Origin of the sequence: Microbacterium sp. 8M, assembly GCF_902506375.1 — a bacterium.
Taxonomy (GTDB): domain Bacteria; phylum Actinomycetota; class Actinomycetes; order Actinomycetales; family Microbacteriaceae; genus Microbacterium.
Map to the genome: position 1 here is coordinate 1,356,430 of NZ_LR733284.1, position 21,039 is coordinate 1,377,468.

Annotated in this window: 19 protein-coding genes and 1 tRNA gene; 16 read left to right on the forward strand and 4 right to left on the reverse strand. The window is 69.9% G+C overall.

Features of this window, described 5'->3' with window-relative positions:
- Positions 1-20 precede the first annotated feature (20 nt).
- Genes AERO9AM_RS06400 through AERO9AM_RS06410 form a run of 3 tightly spaced genes read left to right on the forward strand, consistent with a single transcriptional unit; the run spans position 21 to position 3,187 of the window.
- Positions 21-635: a class I SAM-dependent methyltransferase gene (locus tag AERO9AM_RS06400; RefSeq protein WP_159575395.1), complete on the forward strand. Its 615-nt coding sequence runs from the start codon at positions 21-23 to the stop codon at positions 633-635.
- A 58-nt stretch (positions 636-693) separates the two neighbouring features.
- On the forward strand, positions 694-2,271 hold the full coding sequence (metG, locus tag AERO9AM_RS06405; RefSeq protein WP_159575396.1) for a methionine--tRNA ligase: 1,578 nt from the start codon (positions 694-696) through the stop codon (positions 2,269-2,271).
- 10 nt (positions 2,272-2,281) lie between these two features.
- Positions 2,282-3,187, forward strand: a complete 906-nt coding sequence (locus AERO9AM_RS06410; protein ID WP_159575397.1) for a TatD family hydrolase — start codon at positions 2,282-2,284, stop codon at positions 3,185-3,187.
- Here the strand turns inward: AERO9AM_RS06410 and AERO9AM_RS06415 are convergent.
- Entirely contained in the window at positions 3,169-4,434 is a 1,266-nt protein-coding gene (locus tag AERO9AM_RS06415) for an MFS transporter (protein ID WP_159577403.1), read from the reverse strand. The two genes, AERO9AM_RS06410 and AERO9AM_RS06415, sit on opposite strands and share 19 nt — an antisense overlap.
- Positions 4,435-4,545: 111 nt before the next feature.
- Here AERO9AM_RS06415 and rsmA point away from each other — a divergent pair, with 111 nt between their 5' ends.
- Complete coding sequence (rsmA, locus tag AERO9AM_RS06420) at positions 4,546-5,394, forward strand: 16S rRNA (adenine(1518)-N(6)/adenine(1519)-N(6))-dimethyltransferase RsmA (protein WP_159575398.1); 849 nt, start codon at positions 4,546-4,548, stop codon at positions 5,392-5,394.
- 129 nt (positions 5,395-5,523) lie between these two features.
- Here rsmA and AERO9AM_RS06425 read toward each other — a convergent pair whose 3' ends face one another.
- The gene (locus AERO9AM_RS06425) at positions 5,524-6,255 is read right to left on the reverse strand and encodes a hypothetical protein (RefSeq protein ID WP_159575399.1); all 732 of its coding nucleotides are present in this window, start codon (positions 6,253-6,255) and stop codon (positions 5,524-5,526) included.
- A 225-nt stretch (positions 6,256-6,480) separates the two neighbouring features.
- Between AERO9AM_RS06425 and mgrA the strand changes: the two genes are divergently transcribed.
- From mgrA to AERO9AM_RS06455, 6 genes are all read left to right on the forward strand, one after another.
- The gene (mgrA, locus tag AERO9AM_RS06430; protein WP_159577404.1) at positions 6,481-7,551 is read left to right on the forward strand and encodes an L-glyceraldehyde 3-phosphate reductase; all 1,071 of its coding nucleotides are present in this window, start codon (positions 6,481-6,483) and stop codon (positions 7,549-7,551) included.
- 4 nt (positions 7,552-7,555) lie between these two features.
- Positions 7,556-8,536 carry a 4-(cytidine 5'-diphospho)-2-C-methyl-D-erythritol kinase gene (locus AERO9AM_RS06435; protein WP_159575400.1) on the forward strand — a complete coding sequence of 327 codons (981 nt, stop codon included), beginning with the start codon at positions 7,556-7,558 and terminating at the stop codon, positions 8,534-8,536.
- Positions 8,537-8,615: 79 nt separating this feature from the next.
- On the forward strand, positions 8,616-9,629 hold the full coding sequence (locus tag AERO9AM_RS06440) for a LacI family DNA-binding transcriptional regulator (protein ID WP_159575401.1): 1,014 nt from the start codon (positions 8,616-8,618) through the stop codon (positions 9,627-9,629).
- 165 nt (positions 9,630-9,794) lie between these two features.
- Positions 9,795-11,315, forward strand: coding sequence for a multiple monosaccharide ABC transporter ATP-binding protein (mmsA, locus tag AERO9AM_RS06445; protein ID WP_328821165.1), 1,521 nt, complete (start codon positions 9,795-9,797; stop codon positions 11,313-11,315).
- A 58-nt stretch (positions 11,316-11,373) separates the two neighbouring features.
- Positions 11,374-12,699 (forward strand): multiple monosaccharide ABC transporter permease, encoded by a 1,326-nt coding sequence (mmsB, locus tag AERO9AM_RS06450; RefSeq protein ID WP_159575402.1) that lies wholly within the window; start codon positions 11,374-11,376, stop codon positions 12,697-12,699.
- A gap of 75 nt (positions 12,700-12,774) precedes the next feature.
- Positions 12,775-13,893: a substrate-binding domain-containing protein gene (locus AERO9AM_RS06455; RefSeq protein ID WP_159575403.1), complete on the forward strand. Its 1,119-nt coding sequence runs from the start codon at positions 12,775-12,777 to the stop codon at positions 13,891-13,893.
- A gap of 91 nt (positions 13,894-13,984) precedes the next feature.
- On the opposite strand, the gene AERO9AM_RS06460 is transcribed toward AERO9AM_RS06455, so the two are convergent.
- Entirely contained in the window at positions 13,985-15,184 is a 1,200-nt protein-coding gene (locus tag AERO9AM_RS06460) for a hypothetical protein (RefSeq protein ID WP_159575404.1), read from the reverse strand.
- Between the two features lie 159 nt (positions 15,185-15,343).
- Between AERO9AM_RS06460 and eno the strand changes: the two genes are divergently transcribed.
- From eno to AERO9AM_RS06490, 6 genes are all read left to right on the forward strand, one after another.
- A complete protein-coding gene (gene eno / locus AERO9AM_RS06465) occupies positions 15,344-16,624 on the forward strand; it encodes a phosphopyruvate hydratase (protein WP_159575405.1) in 1,281 nt (426 codons plus the stop codon).
- A 31-nt stretch (positions 16,625-16,655) separates the two neighbouring features.
- Entirely contained in the window at positions 16,656-17,186 is a 531-nt protein-coding gene (locus tag AERO9AM_RS06470; RefSeq protein WP_201298593.1) for an FtsB family cell division protein, read from the forward strand.
- A gap of 34 nt (positions 17,187-17,220) precedes the next feature.
- A complete protein-coding gene (locus AERO9AM_RS06475) occupies positions 17,221-17,742 on the forward strand; it encodes a DUF501 domain-containing protein (RefSeq protein ID WP_159575406.1) in 522 nt (173 codons plus the stop codon).
- 10 nt (positions 17,743-17,752) lie between these two features.
- Complete coding sequence (locus AERO9AM_RS06480; RefSeq protein ID WP_159575407.1) at positions 17,753-19,057, forward strand: S8 family serine peptidase; 1,305 nt, start codon at positions 17,753-17,755, stop codon at positions 19,055-19,057.
- A gap of 17 nt (positions 19,058-19,074) precedes the next feature.
- Entirely contained in the window at positions 19,075-20,538 is a 1,464-nt protein-coding gene (locus AERO9AM_RS06485; protein ID WP_236602512.1) for an NAD(P)/FAD-dependent oxidoreductase, read from the forward strand.
- 91 nt (positions 20,539-20,629) lie between these two features.
- Positions 20,630-20,923: a YciI family protein gene (locus AERO9AM_RS06490; protein ID WP_159575408.1), complete on the forward strand. Its 294-nt coding sequence runs from the start codon at positions 20,630-20,632 to the stop codon at positions 20,921-20,923.
- Between the two features lie 42 nt (positions 20,924-20,965).
- Here AERO9AM_RS06490 and AERO9AM_RS06495 read toward each other — a convergent pair.
- A tRNA-Leu gene (locus AERO9AM_RS06495) sits at positions 20,966-21,038 on the reverse strand.
- Position 21,039: the final 1 nt, after the last annotated feature.

The following is a 21,039-nucleotide window of genomic DNA, read 5'->3' on the forward strand; positions in this document are numbered from 1 at the left end:
CCCCGTGGAAGGATCGCTGCGTGGACGACGCGGGAATAGGTGCTGCATATGATGCACGCGCGGCGGAGTACATCGCGCTGATCGGGAGCCTCGACCAGATGGAGCGCTCCGACGTCGCACTCGTCGAACAATGGCGGGATGAGACTCCTGGCAGGCTGCTCGACGCCGGATGCGGGCCGGGGCTGTGGACCGCGTACCTCGCGGAGCCCGGACGGGACGTCATCGGCGTCGACGTCTCCGCGGAGTTCCTGGCGGCCGCCCGGGAGCGCCACCCGGAGCTGCGGTTCGAGGCGGCGTCGATCCTCGATCTGCCGTTCCCCGAGAGCGCCTTCGGCGGCGTCCTCGCGTGGTACTCGCTCATCCATCTGCCGCCGGCCGAGGTGCCCGCGGCCCTCACCGAGCTGGCTCGCGTACTCGCCCCGGGCGGACGGATCCTGATCGGCTTCTTCGACGGCGAGCCTGGTGAGAGGTTCGCGCACGCGGTCGCCCCGGCGTACTACTGGTCCGCCGCTGCGCTCACCGCCCTGCTCGGCGAGGCAGGGCTCTTCGTCGTGCATGCCGAGCGGCGTGACCGAGACCCTGGCGCCGTCGGCAGTGTCCGCCCGCACGGTGCCGTGATCGGTCAGCGGCGCTGAGCGGGCGCCCGTCGTCATCGTCCGAACCGGGCCCCGCATCCCGCCTAGAATCGAACCCATGCCCGCAGGCGAGTCCTTCTACATCACCACGCCGATCTATTACCCGTCGGACGTGCCCCACATCGGTCACGGTTACACCAGCGTCGCGGTGGACACCCTCGCACGGTGGCACCGTCAGGCGGGCGATGACACCTGGATGCTCACCGGCACGGACGAGCACGGCCAGAAGATGCTGCGCGCGGCCGCAGCCAACGGCGTCACCCCGCAGGAGTGGGTGGACAAGCTCGTCAGCGAGAGCTGGTTCCCGCTGCTGACCACGCTCGACGTCGCCAACGACGACTTCATCCGCACCACGCAGGAGCGGCACGAGACCAACGTGCAGGTGTTCTTCCAGAAGCTCTACGACGCCGGCTACATCTACGCCGGCGAGTACGAGGCGCTGTACTGCGTGGGCTGCGAGGAGTTCAAGCCCGAGTCCGAGATCGTCGACGGAACGGGCCCGTTCGAGGGGCTCAAGGTCTGCGCGATCCACTCCAAGCCTCTGGAGCTGCTGCAGGAGAAGAACTACTTCTTCAAGCTGAGCGAGTTCCAGGACCGCCTGCTCGAGCTGTACAAGACCCAGCCCGACTTCGTGCGCCCCGACTCCGCGCGCAACGAGGTCATCTCGTTCGTGTCCCAGGGGCTGAAGGATCTGTCGATCTCCCGTTCCACGTTCGACTGGGGCATCCCGCTGCCGTGGGACACCTCGCACGTCATCTACGTGTGGGTCGATGCGCTGCTCAACTACGTGACCGCGGTCGGCTACGGATCCGACGAGGCGACCTTCGAGCGTCGCTGGCCCGCCTACCACGTGGTGGGCAAGGACATCCTGCGCTTCCACGCCGTGATCTGGCCGGCCATGCTGATGGCCGCGGGGCTGGAGGTGCCCAAGGGCGTCTTCGCACACGGCTGGCTGCTCGTCGGCGGCGAGAAGATGTCGAAGTCGAAGCTCACGGGCATCGCGCCGACCGAGATCACCGACGTGTTCGGATCCGACGCGTACCGGTTCTACTTCCTCTCCGCGATCGCGTTCGGCCAGGACGGATCCTTCTCCTGGGAGGATCTGTCGGCGCGCTACCAGGCCGAGCTCGCGAACGGCTTCGGCAACCTCGCATCCCGCACGATCGCCATGATCGAGCGCTACTTCGGCGGCGTCGTCCCGGCGGCGGGGGAGTACACCGCGCAGGACCTCGCGGTGCAGCAGGTCGTCGCGAAGGCTGCTGCCGACGCCGACGCGGCGGTCGAGCGGTTCCGCATCGACGAGGCCATCGCCGACGTGTGGACCATCGTCGACGCGCTCAACGGGTACATCACCGAGAACGAGCCGTGGTCGCTGGCGAAGGACGAGGAGCAGAAGGACCGCCTCGGCACGGTGCTGTACACCTGCGCCGAGGGGCTGCGCGCCCTCGCCGTGCTGCTGTCGCCGGTGATGCCGCAGTCGACCGCGAAGCTCTGGGACGCGCTCGGCGCGGAGGGCGCGCTGGGCGCCCTCACGGCGCAGCCGATCCGCGAGGCCGGTCGCTGGGGGCAGCTGCCCGCCGGCACCACCGTGCAGACGCTCACGCCGCTGTTCCCGCGCATCGAGGCCACGGCCTGATCCGATCCGCATGAGCGACGCCATCCCGGAGACCTACGTGCGCGAGCGCGCCACGGACGGCCGCAAGGACCTGCGCTACCCGCCGCTGCCGGATCCGCTCGCGGTGCCGGTGTACGACAACCACTGCCACCTAGAGATCGCCGACGGACCTTCGACGGGCTCAGGGGCCCAGGGGCTCACGCTCGCCGAGCAGCTCGATCGCGCGCAGGCCGTCGGGATCCTCGGCGTCGTGCAGGCGTCGGGCGACATCGAGTCCTCGCGATGGGCGGTGGCTGCGGCCGAGGCGGATCCGCGCGTGCTGGCCGCCGTCGCGATCCACCCCAACGACGCGCCGACGTACGCCGCCGCGGGGCGGCTCGACGAGGCGATCGCCGTGGTCGACGAGCTCGCCGCCCGCCCGCGGACACGGGCGATCGGCGAGACCGGCCTGGACTACTTCCGGACCGAGGAGCCGGGCCGCGCCGCGCAGCACGCCTCCTTCGAGGCGCACATCGCGCTCGCGAAGAAGCACGGCATCGCGATGCAGATCCACGATCGCGATGCGCACGACGACGTCCTGTCGACCCTGCAGCGGGTCGGCGCGCCGGAGCGCACCGTCTTCCACTGCTTCTCCGGCGACGCGGCGATGGCGCGGATCTGCGCCGAGGCGGGGTACTACCTGTCGTTCGCCGGCAACGTCACCTTCAAGAACGCGCAGAACCTGCGGGATGCGCTCGCCGTCACGCCGCGGGAGCGGATCCTGGTCGAGACGGACGCCCCGTTCCTCACGCCGGTGCCGCTGCGCGGGCGGCCCAACGCCCCATATCTCATCCCGCTCACCCTGCGGTTCATGGCCGCCGAGCTGGGCCTCGACGCCGATGAGCTCGGCGCGCAGATCGCCGCGAACACGCTCGAGGTCTACGGCTCGTTCGCCTGAACCTCGTCGCGCGCGTCCCCGTCGAGCGTGTCGTCGAGCACGCTCGGCGCCGCGGTGATGTGCGAGATCGAGCGCCACACCAGCACCAGCGTGATGCCGGCGCCGACGAACGCGAACCACCAGGGCGCGGTGAGCCCCCAGACCTGCGCGATCAGCCCGCCCAGCACCTGCCCGATCACCATGCCGCCGAACACGCCGACCATGTTCACGGATGCGATCCGGCCCTGGAGCTCCATGGGCACGAGCCGCTGCCGCACGGTCGTCGAGATCGTGCCCCACACGAACGCGTACGCGCCGAACACGACGAGGACCACGAGCGCTGCCCAGCCGGCCGTGATCAGCGCCATCGTGAGGTGCATGAGCACCTCGAGCGAGAGGCAGATCCGCATCAGCAGCGCGAACGAGACGTGCCGCTCCAGCCAGCCGAACGAGAGCGTGGCGAGGATCCCGCCCACTGCCGACGCCGTCGTCAGCGCCGCATAGCCGATCGGCCCCATGTGCAGGTGCTCGGTCGCGTACAGGACGAGCACGCTCCACGGCGCGGCCCAGGTGACGTTGAACACGAGGATGATCACGACGAGCGTGCGCACCGGCGGGTTGCGCCACAGCCAGCGGATGCCGACCGCGATGTCGGTGTGCACCGCGGTGCGCGGAGGTGCGGACGCCTCTGCGGCTCCGCGGGGCGGCACGGGGGTGCGGGTGATCCGGGAGATCAGGACCACGGCCAGCAGGACGCAGAGCACCTGCAGCAGGAAAGGCCAGAACGACCCGAGCGCGAACAGGAACGCGCCCAGCGGAGGTCCGCCGAGCTGATTCGCGACGAGATAGCCGAACTGCAGGCGGGCGTTGCCGAGGCCGAGGTCCTCCGAGCGCACCATCATCGGCAGCAGCGTGCTGCTCGCGGAGTTCACGAACACCTCCGCCGTGCCGTACAGGAACGTCGCGACGAGCACGAGCGCGATGGTCGCGTGCCCGGTGAGCAGGAAGACGCACAGCGCGAGCACCACGAGGCCGCGCAGCGCGTTCCCCAGCATCACCAGGCGGCGGCGGTCGAATCGGTCGGCGATCGCGCCGGCGTGCAGGCCGAACAGGAGCCACGGCAGGAACTGCATCATCGCGCCCATCGCCACCAGCACGGGGGAGCTCGTCATCGAGGCGATCAGCAGGGGAGCGGCCGCCAGGGCCACGCCGTCGCCGACGTTGCTCGTCCAGAACGATGCGACGAGCCATCGGAAGTCGCCGCCCATGCGCGAGGGCGCGATCAGCTCGCCGAGTCTGGACACCTGATCGATCCTAGGGGCGGCCGCGGACAGGCCGGTCGGACCGGGCGGACCGGCGTCGTGCGGGAGAATGGTCAGATGACCGTCTCCCTGCTCGGCGCCGCCGACATCCGCCGGCTGGCCGCCGAACTCGACGTGACGCCCACGAAGAAGCTCGGCCAGAACTTCGTCGTCGACGCCAACACGGTCCGCAAGATCGTGCAGGCCGCCGAGGTGCGGGCGGGGGAGCGCGTCGTCGAGATCGGGCCGGGGCTGGGCTCGCTCACCCTCGCGATCCTGGAGACCGGCGCGAGCGTCACGGCCGTCGAGATCGACCACCGCCTGGCCGCGCGTCTGCCGCAGACGGCCCTCGAGCGCGGTGTGCCCGAGGGCGCCCTGACCGTCGTCGACGCCGATGCCCTCCGGGTCACCGCGCTGCCCGGGGAGCCGACCGTCCTCGTCGCGAACCTGCCGTACAACGTGTCGGTGCCCGTGCTGCTGCATTTCCTCGAGACGTTCCCGTATCTGTCCCGCGGTGTGGTGATGGTGCAGGCCGAGGTCGCCGAGCGCCTTGCCGCCAAGCCCGGATCCAAGATCTACGGCGCGCCCAGCGTGAAGGCCGCGTGGTACGGGCCGTGGCGGCTCTGCGGCACCGTGTCACGGCAGGTGTTCTGGCCGGTGCCCAACGTCGACAGCCTGCTCGTGGGCTTCCACCGGGATCCCGAGCCGCGCGGCACGGAGCAGGAGCGGATCCGCACCTTCGAGATCGTGGATGCCGCGTTCAACCAGCGGCGGAAGATGCTGCGTCAGGCCCTGTCCGGGGTCTTCGGCAGTTCCGCGGAGGCATCAGCCGTGCTCGAAGCGGCCGGCGTCGCACCGACGGCGCGCGGCGAGGACCTCACCGTCGACGACTACCACCGCATCGCGCGGAGCGCCCGCCGGGACTGAGTGCTGCGGGGCCTGGCCGGGGAACTGCGAGGCCTGGCCCGGGAACCGCCGAGTCCGGCCCGTGGACAACGAAGTGTGCCCTCTCGGGTTTCGGGTTCCCGAGAGGGCACATTCACTTCGGAGGTACCTTCATATCGACCGAGTCCCCAGATCCCGGTCGACATCCTCAGCTGAGATCTTGACAATAACACCGGATCCCCGTGTCCCCCAAATGGGGGACAAGATCAAATGCTGAGAGTTTGCCGTGAATGGGACCGGGACCCTGCTCCGAAGCCCCCGCACGCGCATCTCGAGAGTGTGCAGCCAGGCGATCACGGATCCGAAGGCGAGGCCTTCGAAGACGGTCAGCGTGATGATTCCTGCGATCAGCGCCGTCATCCCGGCGGCGAGGACGACGATCGCGCCGAGCGACAGGCGGTCCAGCGTCCGGGACAGGCCGCGCAGGTGCAGGCGGTGCACGAGCAGCAGCCCTGCCGAGGAGGCGAGCGCGCCGTTGGCCGCGCGCTCGTGCGCGAACACGTTGAAGGAGAGCGGCAGAACGCCCACGAAGGCGAGGCTGAGACCGAGCCCGACGATGAGCAGCGGCACCACCACCGATACCGCCCGGTTCGCCGGGAATCCTGCGGCAGAAGCGCCGACGAGGCCCCGCCGCACGGGCAGCGCGGTGAGGGCGATCACAGCGCCGGCGAGCATCATCCCGCCGTTGAAGAGTGCGCTCGAGCCGTCCTGCATCGCCCCGAGCCGGCTGAAGCAGGAGAGCCACCACGCCGGGTCGGCGGTGGTCAGGGCCGCGGCCGGGATGCTTGCGCACAGCACTCCGGCCGCCAGGAGGACGAGAGGGGTACGCCGGGGCCAATGCATGACAGATCCTGTCGCCGCACGCTCGGGCGAGTGCACTGTTCGGGTAGAGATCCGCACTGGGGGCGAGCGTGATCGGACGCGGATCGGGCTCGGTCCGCGGTTGGCCGATCATCCTAGCGAGTCCGCAGCATATCGGCGAGTGCCCGCCGGCCGACGGAGGAGGGGTTCGCGTCGCGCGCGCGTCGAGGAAGAGGGAGCGATGAGAGGCTCCGCCGCTACCCTGGGATCGTGACCGAGCCGCGATTCCGCCCAGACGTCCTCGACATCCACCGCCCCTACACGGCCGCGGCCGATCGATACGAAGGGGCGCATTTCCGCCAGGTCGGATCCTCCGGCCTGTACCTGCCCGCGATCTCGCTCGGGCTCTGGTGGAACTTCGGCGACAACATCCCTCTCGATGATCAGCGCGCGCTGCTGCGCCACGCCTTCGACCGGGGCATCACCCATTTCGACCTCGCGAACAACTACGGTCCGCCCTACGGCTCCGCGGAGAAGAACTTCGGGCGCATCTTCGCGGAGGACCTGCGGCCGTACCGGGACGAGCTCATCATCTCGTCCAAGGCCGGCTGGGACATGTGGCCGGGGCCGTACGGCGACCTCGGCAGCCGCAAGTACATCCTGGCCAGCGCGGACCAGTCGCTGACCCGGATGGGCCTGGACTACGTCGACATCTTCTACTCGCACCGGGTGGATCCGGAGACGCCGATCGAGGAGACGATCGGAGCCCTCGACACGCTGGTCCGCCAGGGCAAGGCGCTCTACGTCGGCATCTCCTCCTACAGCGCGGAGCGCACCGAGGCCGCGGCCGACATCGCTCGTGAGCTCGGCACCCCGCTGGTGATCCATCAGCCCTCGTACTCGATCCTGAACCGCTGGGTGGAGGACGGGCTCACCGAGACGCTCCGCGAGGAGGGGATGGGCGCCATCGCGTTCACGCCGCTGGCACAGGGCCTGCTCACCGACAAGTACCTCGGCGACGGCACCGCGACGCGGGCGCAGAAGCGCGGGTCGCTGCCGGACAAGCCGCTCAGCGACGAGGGTCTCGCGATCCTGCGCGCCCTCAACGACCTGGCCCGGGAACGCGGGCAGAGCCTCGCTCAGCTCGCCCTGCAGTGGGTGCTCCGCGACGGCGTGGTGGCGTCCGCGCTCATCGGCGCCTCGCGGCCGGCTCAGCTCGACGAGAACCTCGCCGCGCTGGACGCCCCCGCCCTCACCGCAGAAGAGCTCGCGCACATCGATCGCATCGCGGGCGCCGGCCTCGACGTGAACCTGTGGTCGGTCTCCTCGGAGCTGTGAGCCGATGAGCATCGCGGAGGAGCAGCCGGACGACGAGCCCGTGCCGCGCGTGCACGTGCGCGCTCCCGGCAAGATCAACCTGTTCCTCGGCGTCGGCGACCTCGATGAGGACGGCTACCACGCGCTCTCCACCGTGTTCCAGGCCGTCTCCCTGTACGAGGACGTCGTGGCGACACCGGCGGACGACTTCACGATCGCGGTCTCCGGGGCGGCGGCGCCGGACACCGTGCCGCTCGACGACCGCAACCTCGCCATGCGGGCCGCCAAGGCGCTCGCCGCGGCCACCGGCTACGAGGGCGGGGTGCACCTGGACGTGCGCAAGAGCGTCCCGGTCGCGGGCGGCATGGGGGGAGGGTCCGCCGACGCCGCGGCCGCGCTCCTCGCGTGCAACGAGCTGTGGCGGACCGGCCTCGACCACGCCCGGCTGCACGAGCTCGCCGCGCGGCTGGGCGCCGACGTGCCGTTCGCGCTGATGGGCGGCACGGCCGTCGGTTCGGGGCGGGGCGACGTGCTCACGGCCGCGCTGTCCCGTGGGCGCTACGAGTGGGTGCTCGTACTCGATGACGAGGGCCTGTCCACGCCCGCCGTGTACCGCGCCTTCGACCTGGTGACCGCGGAGGAGCGCGAGAGCGACCCGGTGGGGCACGCGCAGCGGCGGCGACGGGATCCCGTGCAGGTGCCGCCGTCGTTCTTCGAGTCACTGCTGTCGGGCGACCCGTCCGCGCTGGGACGGAGTCTGCGCAACCAGCTGCAGGCGGGCTCGTTCCGGCTCCGACCGCAGCTCGAGGAGCTCATCCAGCACGTGCGCCGCGCGGAGGACGTCGTGGGCGGGGTCGTCTCGGGATCCGGTCCGACGGTCGCGTTCCTCTGCGCAAGCGCGGCCGGCGCGGACGCCCTCGCCGAACGCCTGCGCGAGCAGGGGCGCACGGCGCTGCGCGCGCATGGCCCGGTGCGCGGTGCGCACGTGGTGTCGACCGAATCCTGACATCGGGCGAGCGCGCGTCGCCGACGGGGACGCATAATGGGTAGCATTCATGTGACCGTGCACATCGAGGAGGCTCTGCATGTCGACCTCCGCCGAGCGTGCCCGGATGCCGAGCATCCGCGACGTGGCCCGTCTGGCCGGCGTCTCCCACCAGACCGTCTCCCGGGTGCTCAACGATCACCCCAGCATCCGGCCGGAGACCAAGGAGCGCGTCCTGGACGCGATCCGCGTGCTGGACTACCGGCCGAACGTCGCGGCGCGCGCACTCGCCACGAGCCGCTCCAACACCCTCGGCATCCTCTCCGCGACGACGGGGGAGTTCGGTCCGACGTCCTCCATCGCGGCGATCGAGGACGCGGCGCGGGCCGAGGGCTACTCCGTGAGCACCCTCAACCTCCCGGACACCACGCCCGAGGCGATCGGCGCGGCCGTGCGGCAGCTGGTGCGGGAGTCGGTCGACGGCATCGTCGTGCTCGCCCCGCAGGTGCGCGTCTTCAACGTGCTGCGCGGGATGGCGGTGTCCGTGCCGTTCGTCAGCCTGCAGACCGCCTCGGGCTCCGACGGCTTCAGCCACTCAGCGGATCAGCTGGCGGGCGCGCGCATGATCACCGAGTACCTCATCCGGCTCGGACACAGCGACATCCTGCACCTGGCCGGCCCGCAGGACTGGATCGAGGCCGAGTCGCGAATGCGCGGCTACCTCGACGCGATGCGGGACGCCGATCTGCCCACCATCCCGCCGATCCGCGGTGACTGGACCGCGGACTTCGGCTGGTTCGCCGGCCAGGAGCTGGCACGGCGGCGCGACTTCACCGCCGTGTTCGCGGCCAACGACCTCATGGCGATCGGCCTGATGCACGGTTTCCGGGATGCCGGCCTGCGGGTCCCGATCGACGTGAGCGTGGTCGGCTTCGACGACATCCCGGTCGCCGCGCACGTCGCTCCTCCGCTGACCACCGTGCACCAGGACTTCGCGGAGCTCGGCCGCCGGGCGGTGCGGATCCTGCTGGCTCAGCTGCGCGGCGAGCCCGTGCCCGAGTTCGGACCGGTCGTGCCCGTGCTCTGCGGACGCGAATCCGCCGCGTCACGGTAAGGACACGAAATCGGCTTCGGCACTTGACACGGCCGAAGCGCGCGGGCACGATGTAACCCGATGTGAACGGTAACATTGAACCGTCACATCAACCGGACCTGGTATCGAAGGAGATCCGTGAGCGAGACGACGACGCTGCCCACAGTGGCCGGACCGATCCTCGAGATGCGCAGCATCACGAAGGAGTTCCCGGGCGTGAAGGCCCTCTCCGACGTGTCGATCACCGTTCGCAGCGGCGAGGTGCACGCCATCTGCGGCGAGAACGGCGCCGGCAAGTCGACCCTGATGAAGGTGCTGTCCGGGGTGTATCCGTACGGCAGCTACGACGGCGAGATCCTGCTCTACGGGCAGGAGCAGCGCTTCAAGGACATCGCCGCCAGCGAGCACGCCGGCATCGTGATCATCCATCAGGAGCTCGCGCTGATCCCCGAGCTCTCCATCACCGAGAACATCTTCCTCGGCAACGAGATCCGCAACGGCGTCGCGATCGACTGGGCCGCGCAGAAGGCGCGGACGATCGAGCTGCTGGCCCGCGTGGGTCTTCGGGAGGATCCGGACGTCGCGATCAAGCACCTCGGCGTCGGCAAGCAGCAGCTCATCGAGATCGCCAAGGCGCTCAACAAGGACGTCAAGCTCCTCATCCTCGACGAGCCGACGGCAGCCCTCAACGAGAACGACTCGCAGCACCTGCTCGATCTGATCCTGGGCCTGAAGGCCAAGGGCATCACGTCGATCATCATCAGCCACAAGCTCAACGAGATCGAGCAGATCGCCGACGAGATCACGATCATCCGCGACGGCCGCACCGTCGAGACGCTCGACGTCAGCCGGGGCGAGATCAACGAGGACCGCATCATCCGCGGGATGGTCGGGCGCTCGCTGGAGAGCCGCTACCCCGACCGGACGCCGGAGATCGGCGACGTCTTCTTCGAGGTCAAGGACTGGTGGGTGCGCCACCCCAGCGTGTCCGAGCGCATGGTCGTCAAGGGCTCGAGCATCGAGGTGCGCCGTGGCGAGGTCGTCGGCATCGCGGGCCTGATGGGCGCGGGCCGCACCGAGTTCGCGATGAGCATCTTCGGACGCTCCTACGGGCAGTTCCTCTCGGGGACCATCATCAAGGACGGCCAGGAGATCACGCTCCCCGACGTGAAGAGCGCGATCAAGCACGGCCTCGCCTACGTCAGCGAGGACCGCAAGGTGCTCGGCCTCAACCTGCTCGACTCGATCAAGCGCTCGATCGTCTCGGCGAAGCTGTCCAAGATCGCCCGGCGCGGCGTCGTCAACAGCATCGAGGAGACTCAGGTCTCGGAGCGCTACCGGAAGTCGCTGCGCATCAAGACGCCGACCGTCGACCAGGTCGTCGGCACCCTCTCCGGCGGCAACCAGCAGAAGGTCGTCCTGGCGAAGTGGATGTTCACGGATCCGGATCTGCTCATCCTGGACGAGCCGACCCGCGGCATCGACGTCGGAGCGAAGTACGAGATCTACGGCATCATCAACGAGCTCGCCGCCCAGGGCAAGGGAGTGATCGTGATCTCCAGCGAGCTGCCGGAGCTGCTCGGCATGTCCGACCGCATCTACACCGTCTTCGAGGGACGCGTCACCGACTGCCTCCCCGCATCCGAAGCCACCCCGGAGGCGCTCATGCGCAGCATGACCTCCCTGACACAGAAAGCATCCGCATGAAGATGACCCCGCGCCTCCTCACCTCGACGCTGATTTCACGGACACAGAAGGCATCCGCATGAGCACCAGCACCACCACGACGACGACCGACGACGGCTTCCACTTCCGCGACATCGCCAAGATGATGGGCGGTGGCCAGTCCACCCTGCGTCAGTTCGGCATCCTCGGATCCCTGGTCGTGATCATCATCATCTTCCAGATCTGGACCGGCGGGCTGACGCTGTCGCCCGGCAACCTCATCAACGTCGTCAACCAGTACTCGTACATCCTGATCCTGGCGATCGGCATGGTGATGGTGATCATCATGGGGCACATCGACCTCTCGGTCGGATCCGTCGCCGCCTTCGTCGGCATCGTGGTCGCCAAGTCCATGGCGGACTGGCACCTCCCGTGGTGGGCGGCGGTCCTGCTCGGCCTCGGGCTCGGTGTGCTGGTGGGCGCCTGGCAGGGATTCTGGGTCGCGTTCGTCGGGGTCCCCGCGTTCATCGTGACCCTGGCCGGCATGCTGTTCTTCCGCGGCGCGAACCAGTGGGTGGGGCAGTCGACGTCGGTCGCCGTGCCGGCCGACTTCCAGTACATCGGCGCCGGATACCTTCCCGAGCTGCCGATCGCGCTGCCCTTCAACTTCCTGACCATGCTGCTGGCGGTGCTCGCCGCGCTGTGGGTCGTCGGTTTCGAGGTCTACCTGCGCCGCTCGCAGCGCAAGGCGGGCACCGAGCCGGCCCCGGTGTGGGTGAGCGTCGTCAAGGTCGTGATCCTCGCGGCCCTGATCCTCGTCGCCGGCTACCAGTTCGCGACCGGTCGCGTCGGCACGAGCTTCCCGATCTCCGGCATCGTGCTGCTCATCCTCGTGATCGTGTACACGTTCGTCACCCGCAACACCGTGTTCGGCCGTCACCTCTACGCGGTCGGCGGCAACCGTCAGGCGGCGCGCCTGAGCGGCGTGAAGGACCGCTGGACCGACTTCTTCGTCATGATGAACATGTCGGTGCTGGCCTCGGTCGCCGCGATGATCTACGTCGCCCGCGCCACCGCCTCCGGCCCTCAGGACGGCAACGGCTGGGAGCTCGACGCGATCGCGTCGGTGTTCATCGGCGGCGCGGCCGTCTCGGGCGGCATCGGCACCGTGATCGGATCCATCGTCGGTGGTCTGGTCATGGCCTTCCTCAACAACGGCATGGCGCTGCTCGGCGCCGGCGCCGACGTCGTGGCGATGGTCAAGGGCCTCGTGCTCCTGCTCGCCGTGGCGGTCGACGTCTGGAACAAGCAGCAGGGGCGGCCGTCGCTGACCGGCTTCATCACCCGCCGGTTCGCCCGCAAGGAGGAACAGTTCCCCACGTCCGCGCCCGCCAGCACCACAGCTGTCCGCGACGCGGTCAAGTAAAGAGGTCCGGGTCGCTCGCGCGGCACGATCCTGCATTCACCTGAGATGCACACACCAACACAGAAAGAGATCCCAATGAAGAAGATCCTCCTTTCGGCGACTGCGCTCGTCGTCGCGGGTGCCTTCGCGCTCACCGGCTGCTCGTCGGGCGACCGCGGCGGCAGCCCGGCGGCCAGCGGCGACTCCGCGAAGGGCTTCGCGGCCGACGCCAAGATCGGCGTGGCCCTGCCCGACAAGACCAGCGAGAACTGGGTGCTGGCGGGCAAGCTGTTCACCGACGGCCTGACCAAGGCGGGCTTCAAGCCCGACGTGCAGTACGCGCCGGCCAGCAACACCGTCGCCGAGCAGCAGAACCAGATCCAGGCGATGGTCACGGGTGGTGCGAAGGTCATCATCATCGGCGCGAAGGACGGCAAGCAGCTGTCCACGCAGGTCAAGGCCGCGCACGACGCGGGCGCGACCGTCATCGCCTACGACCGCCTGATCGAGAACACCGACGCCGTCGACTACTACGTCGCGTTCGACAACTTCAAGGTCGGCCAGCTGCAGGGTCAGGCGCTGCTCGACGGCCTCGCCAAGCGCGCCGGCCACCCGGCTCCGTACAACATCGAGCTGTTCTCCGGCTCGGCGGACGACGCGAACTCCGCGGTCTTCTTCAAGGGCGCGATGGACGTGCTCGAGCCGAAGATCAAGGACGGCACGCTGAAGGTGCTCTCGGGCCAGACCGAGATCACCCAGACCGCGACCGACGGCTGGAAGGCTGAGAATGCGCAGCGCCGCATGGACGCGATCCTGACCGCGAACTACAGCAACGCGACGCTCGACGGGGTCCTCTCGCCGAACGACACACTGGCCCGCGCCATCATCACCTCGGCGCAGCAGGCCGGCAAGCCGGTGCCGGTCGTCACCGGCCAGGACTCCGAGGTCGAGTCGGTCAAGTCGATCATGGAGGGCGTGCAGTACTCCACGATCAACAAGGACACCACGCTGCTCGTCGCTCAGGCGATCAAGATGGTGCAGGAGCTGCAGAAGGGCGACAAGGTCGACGTCAACGACACCAAGTCGTACAACAACGGCGTCAAGGTCGTCCCCGCCTACCTGCTCGCGCCGGTCATCGTGACGAAGGAGAACGCCGCAGAGGCCTACGCCAACGTCCCGAACCTGCTCGACATCGTGAAGTCGTACACCAAGTAGGACTCGCACCAGAAGGGGCCGCGCGCATGGCGTGCGGCCCCTTTCGCGTGTGCCCGGCATGCCGCGCCCGGTGATGCGCCCGCACGCAGGGTCAGGACCACCGGCGCGCGCGAAGACGACGGCGTGCGGTGCCTGCGGCCGCTCGTCCGCCGCGCAGCGCGCGGAGCGCGGCGGCGCGCGGACGGACCGAGACGCCCCAGTGCCAGCCCATCGCATCGCCGAACTCGACGAGCTCGATGTCGTTGGGCTCGTCCGAGGCCAGGAGCTCGACGCAATAGTCCGAGCGACGCTCGAGATAGGGCTCGCGTCGGAACACGGCGGGCACGAACTCCTCCAGTTCGCCCGCGATGTCGAGCGTCAGCATGGTCCGCATGCATTTCCAGCAGCGCGAGCAGTTCGTCGCACGTCGCGGATCCGCATCGACGCACACATCGAGATACTGCGCGTACGGCATCCCGACCAGCGCGAGGGTCCGCTCGATGCGGGACCGCCCTGAACCCGTCGACTCGAGGATGAGCGCGGGGGTCGACAGCAGCGGGAAGGTCATCGCGCCCGCGAGCCCGATGTCACCGCGTGGGGGAGGCATCCGCACGTTCCGGTACGTCCCCTCCGACGCATGGTAGGAACGCCCCATGCCGCCACCGAGAAGGTGCGCTGCGGCGGCGTTGCGGAAGGTGACGGTCTCCATGAAGCCCATCTGCGGATAGTGCAGGTCGAGGTTGCTGTCGACGCGGATGAAAGGGAGCCCGAGCTCGGCGGCCACGGGTGCGAGTGCGCGCCAGCGGGTCGCCCACAACGCGTCACCGCCGTCACCGTGGGCGCCGACGTTGTTGTTGACCAGGTGGGTGACCCTCAATGCCGCCGGGACGTCGGCGGCGAGGGAGTACTCCATGAGCGTCGCGAGGCTGTCCACGCCCCCGGAGAACCCCGTCACCACCCCGTGCGGCGGCGGTCCCGCGGGCAGGGCGTCGTCGGCCGTCACCGCGATCGCTCGATACTCCGGATGGACGGCCCGCACGAGCGACTGCAAGTCGTGGTTCAGACGATGCAGCAGCGAGTCCGTGACGGTGCCGCCGACATGCAGGTCGCGACCGTACCGCATCGCGGGCAGGAGCAGGGCCACCGCCACGTGGTCGGCGCGCGGGCTGAGCAGATCCTCGTGCTCCTGCGTCACGGAGAACCACAGCGGCGCCGCCCCGTCGACCTCGGAGACGGAGCGCACTCGTCCGCTCTGATCGCGCTCGCGGTACGGCGGTGCGGCGATCAGCGGGGCAGCGGCGCCCGGGCTCATGCGGAAAGGATATCGAGCGCGTGCGCCGAAGCCATCCGCGCTCCCTCGCGCGCGAGGCAGCGCTTCATCCTCTGCGGCCGGCGCCGCGCACTGGCTAGACTGGGCGGCGGATCGACGTCGCTCCACCATCCCACTTCCCTCTTGAACAAGGAGCACCCTGTGGCACTGATCGAGGCTGTAGGCGCACGCGAGATTCTCGACTCGCGCGGCAACCCGACCGTCGAGGTGGAGGTGCTCCTCGATGACGGCATCGTCCAGCGCGCCGCCGTCCCCTCCGGTGCGTCGACCGGCGCCTTCGAGGCGTACGAGCTGCGCGACGGCGACAAGAGCCGCTACGGCGGCAAGGGCGTGCTCAAGGCCGTCGAGGCGGTCATCGATGAGCTCGGCCCCGCCATCGAGGGCGTCGAGGCCAGCGAGCAGCGCATCATCGACGAGATCCTCATCGACGTCGACGGCACCGACAACAAGAGCCGTGTCGGCGCGAACGCGATCCTGGGGGTCAGCCTCGCCGTCGCCAAGGCCGCTGCCGACTCCGCCGACCTGCCGCTGTTCCGCTACCTGGGCGGACCGAACGCGCACCTGCTGCCCGTGCCGCTGTTCAACGTCATCAACGGCGGTTCGCACGCCGACAACGGCATCGACATGCAGGAGTTCTTCCTCGCGCCGATCGGTGCCGACAGCTTCTCCGACGCGCTGCGCTGGGGCACTGAGGTGTACCACGTGCTCAAGGGCGAGCTGAAGGCCGCCGGCTTCGCCACGGGCCTCGGCGACGAGGGCGGTTTCGCGCCCGACCTGCCCAGCAACCGCGAGGGCCTCGACTTCCTCGTCAAGGCGATCGAGAAGGCCGGCTTCACCCCGGGCAGCGACATCGCCCTGGGCCTCGACGTCGCCGCCACGGAGTTCTTCAACGACGGCGTGTACCGCCTGGAGGACAAGGACTGGACCGCGGCGGAGCTCACCGACTACTACGTCGGTCTCGTCAACGACTACCCGATCGTCACGATCGAGGACGCGCTCGCCGAGGACGACTGGGACAACTGGAAGGCCCTCACCGAGGCGCTCGGCACCAAGGTGCAGCTCGTCGGCGACGACCTGTTCGTGACCAACCCGGAGCGCCTGCAGAAGGGCATCGACCTCGGCGTGGCGAACTCGCTGCTCGTCAAGGTGAACCAGATCGGCACGCTCTCCGAGACCCTCGACGCGATCAGCCTGGCGCACCGCTCGGGCTACACCACGATGCTCTCGCACCGCTCGGGCGAGACCGAGGACACCACGATCGCCGACCTCGTCGTCGCCGTGAACTCGGGCCAGATCAAGAGCGGCGCGCCCGCTCGGTCGGAGCGCGTCGCCAAGTACAATCAGCTTCTGCGCATCGAGGAGGAGCTGGGCGATGCCGCGGTCTTCGCCGGTCGTTCCGCCTTCCCGCGTTTCAAGGGCTGATCAGCGCATCCGCTGAATCGAAGGAGGAGTCATGACCGAACGGCGGACTCCTCCTTCGTCGTCTGCGCGGGCGAACGCGGCAGCCCGGCCCGCGGGGCGCGGCGGTCGCTCTACGACGGCCCGTGCCGTGGACGTGCGAGGCTGGGTCGGCGGGATCCGGCTGAGCGGCTTCATGGTCATCATGCTGTCTCTCGTCGTGCTCGGCGCGTGGGTGCTCGTGCCGACGCTGGGCACCTACCTCGACCAGCGGCAGCGGATCGCGGCGCTCGAGCATTCGGTGACGGTCACCCAGAAGCAGATCGACGATCTCAAGGCCGAGCGGGAGCGGTGGAACGACCCCGCCTACATCACGGCCCAGGCTCGGCAGCGGCTGTTCTACGTCAAGCCGGGCGAGGTGGTCTACCTCATCGACAACGACATCGATCCGGCGGCGCGGCCCGTCGAGCAGGCGAAGGTCAGCGACACCGTGCAGGAGAAGTCCTCGGACTGGGCGGGCCAGCTGCTGCGCAGCGTCACCGAGGCCGGGCTCGCCAAGACTGCAGCCGGCTCGGCCGCGCGCTGAGGCTCCGCTCGGTTCGACCCCGTACCCTGGAAGGGTGACCACGCCGCCCTTCGCCCCGCCCACCGACGCCGAGCTCGCGGTCGTCTCCGCGCAGCTCGGACGCGAGGCCCGCGGGGTCGTCGGCATCGCTGCGCGCTGCGCCTGCGGCAACCCGACCGTCGTGGCGACGCTGCCGCGCCTGCCCGACGGGTCGCCGTTCCCGACCTTCTACTACCTCACGCACCCTGCCGCCGCGGCGGCGATGTCGACGCTCGAAGCCGAGCACGTGATGCCCGAGCTGGCCCTGCTGCTGGATGACGAGGACACCGCCTCCGCCTACCGGACGGCGCACCAGGCCTACCTCGACGACCGCGCCCAGTACGGCGACGTGCCGGAGATCGCCGGGGTGTCGGCCGGAGGCATGCCCACCCGCGTGAAGTGCCTGCACGCGCTGGCCGGCCATGCCCTGGCCGCGGGGGAGGGCGTCAACCCGATCGGCGACGAAGCGCTGCGCCGGTCGCGGTGGTCGCCGCAGCGCTGCGAATGCGCCGAGCCGGGAGCCGCCCTGGGGCGGTGAACCGAGTCCGATGACCGCGCCCAGCGTCCGCACGGCCCGCGCCCGGTGGCTCCGCGCCGCCGTCGCGCTGCTCGCCCTCGCCCTCGTGGCGCCGCTCGCGATCGGGGCGACGCCGACGCCGACGCCGGATCCCGTGCGTGCCGCGGAGTACTGGATCGAGGGCGCTCACATCGACGCCGCGTGGAAGACCACGCGCGGCGCCGGGGTCACGATCGCCGTCATCGACACCGGGATCGCGAACGGGCCGAGCCAGTTCCAGGGCGCCGTCGCCGGCGGCACCGACGTGTCGGGCATCGGCTCGGATGACGGGCGCACCCCGCTGGGCCCGCTGGACAGCGATCATGGCTCCCGGGTCGCCTCGCTCGCGGCGGGCCGGCCGAACGCCGACGGCACGGGCATGATCGGGGTGGCGCCCGAGGCGAAGCTGCTCTCGATCTCGCTGGGGTTCGGCACCACCGCCCCGGTCCCGTTCACGAAGCAGGTGGCGGACGCGATGCGATGGGCGGTCGACCACGGCGCGAAGGTGATCAACCTCTCCTTCACCACGAACACGCTGGACTGGGACCGCAGCTGGGACGACGCGTTCCTGTACGCGTTCGAGCACGACGTCGTGGTCGTCGTGGCCGCCGGCAACCGCGGCAGCGGAACGGCGATGGTCGGGGCGCCTGCGACCATCCCCGGCGTCCTCGCGGTGGGCGGCGTCGACCAGCGCGGCGTCGCAAGCCGGGCCGCCTCGACGCAGGGGATCTCGATCGCCGTATCCGCGCCGAGCGAGTCCCTGCTCGGCATCGACGCCAACGGAACGGTGGAGACCTGGAACGGGACCAGCGGCGCCGCGCCCATCGTGGCGGGCGTGGTCGCGCTCGTGCGCGCGGCGCATCCGGACATGGATGCGAACAACGTGATCAACCAGATCATCCAGACCGCCCGACCCGCACCGCAGGCCACCGCGCACCCGGATCCGCTGTACGGCTACGGGCTGATCGACGCCGCCGCGGCGGTGAGCACCGCGGTGCCCCCCGTGGACGAGAACCCCCTCGGCGACCTGTCCGACTGGATCCGCCTGCACCGTCGCGCGGAGGCTCCTGCACCCGCCCCGGCGACGTCGACCCCGGTCGCGATCCCGCCGCTTCCCAAGGCCGACGCCCCGGCCAAGGCCACTTCGCCGCTGATCCCCAGCGCCGAATCGCTGCTGTACGGTACCCTGCCGCTCGTCGCGCTCACCGTGCCTGGTATCCTGATAGCGCTTGGCGTCACCGCTGCTGCCCGGCGCATTCGTTCGGCGCGCACCCAACGCACGCCCAAATCCCGATGACTGAGGAGTAAGCCTCCGTGACTGAGAGCACCGTGGCAAAGAGCGCCGTCGCGCCCAGGATCCTGATCGTGGGCGGCGGCTACGCCGGTTTCTACACCGCGTGGAAGCTCGAGAAGCACCTCCGCAAGGGCGAGGCCGAGGTCACCATGGTCGACCCGCTGCCCTACATGACCTACCAGCCGTTCCTGCCGGAGGTCGCCGCCGGGTCGATCGAGCCGCGCCACGCGGTCGTCGCGCACCGCCGCCACCTCAAGCGCACGAACGTCATCACCGCGAAGGTGACCGGCATCAACCACGCCGAGAAGGTCGCGACGATCACGCCCGCCGTGGGCGAGCCGTACGAGTTCCCCTACGACCAGATCGTCGTCACCGCGGGTGCCGTCTCGCGCACCTTCCCGATCCCCGGCATCGCCGACAACGCGATCGGCCTGAAGACCATCGAAGAGGCCGTCGCGGTGCGCGACAAGCTGCTGTCGAACTTCGACAAGGCCGCGTCGATCCCCGCAGGCCCCGAGCGCGACCGCCTGCTCACGGTGGTCGTGGTGGGCGGCGGTTTCGCCGGCATCGAGGCCTTCGCGGAGCTGCGCTCGTTCGCCTCGGCGCTGATCGCGAAGTACCCGCAGCTGACGTTCGACGACACGCACTTCCACCTGATCGAGGCGATGGGCCGGATCATGCCCGAGGTCTCGCTGCCGACCAGCGAGTGGGTGCTGAAGGATCTGGCCAAGCGCGGAGCGAACGTCCACCTCGACACGCAGGTGAAGGCCGCGGTCGACGGCAACGTCGAGCTCTCCACGGGCGAGGTCATCCCGTCGGACCTCATCGTCTGGACCGCCGGCGTCATGGCCAACCCGACCGTCGTGCGCGGCGGCGACCTCCCGATCGAGGAGCGCGGCCGCATCCAGACCCGCGCCGACCTGCGCGTGGGCACCGCCGACGAGATCGTCGAGGGCGCCTGGGCCGCCGGCGACGTCTCGGCCGTCCCCGACCTGTCCGGCGGCGGCGTGGGCGGCATGTGCGTGCCGAACGCGCAGCACGCCGTGCGTCAGGCGAAGCGTCTCGCGAAGAACCTCGTCGCGGTGCTGCGCGGCGAGACGCCCAAGGACTACTTCCACAAGAACCTGGGCGCCGTGGCCGGTCTCGGCCTCTACAACGGCGTCTTCCAGTCGGGCAAGCTCGCGCTCAAGGGCTTCGTGGCCTGGGTCGCGCACCGGGGCTACCACGGCCTCGCGATGCCGTCGTGGGAGCGCAAGTGGCGCGTGCTGTGGGGCTGGTGGAACAACCTGTGGCTCGGCCGCGACATCGTCGGCCTCGAGGCGCTGCAGACGCCGCGCGCGGTGTTCGAGGAGTTCGCCGCCCGTCCGCGCCCGGCAGCGGACGCGGCCCCGGCCGCTCCCGCTGCGGCTGCCAAGCCGGCCGCCGCCAAGCCGGCCGCCAAGCGCCCCGCCGCGAAGAAGCCTGCGGAGGCCGCTGCCAAGTAAGGCTCGACAAGACGCCCCCGGATCCCACTCCTCGGAGTGCGATCCGGGGGCGTTCTGCGTCCCGGGGCGCCGGCGGCGCTACGATCCGTGTGTGGACGTCGTCGTGCTGTACCGCCTCCGTGAGGGTGCTGATCGCGCCCGGATCCTCGAGGTGTTCCCCCGTCATCAGGCGTACTACCGGGCCTTCCACGAGGCCGGCGGCGGAGTCATCGCGCTCGGGCCCTTCGCCACGCCGGATCCGGCTGCCGGATCGATGGGGGTGTTCTCCACGCGCCACGAGGCTGAGCGGTTCATCGCCGAGGATCCGTTCGTGACCGAAGGTCTGGCGGATCCGCGGATCCTGGACTGGAACGCGGTGTGGCTCGACGGCCGCCCCGGCGTGTGACCGGGTGTTCGGCCGCACCGCCTCCGGCGGCACAGCCGAAGGTGCCCCCGCTGGGATTCGAACCCAGACTGAAGCGATTTTAAGTCGCCTGCCTCTGCCGTTGGGCTACGGGGGCC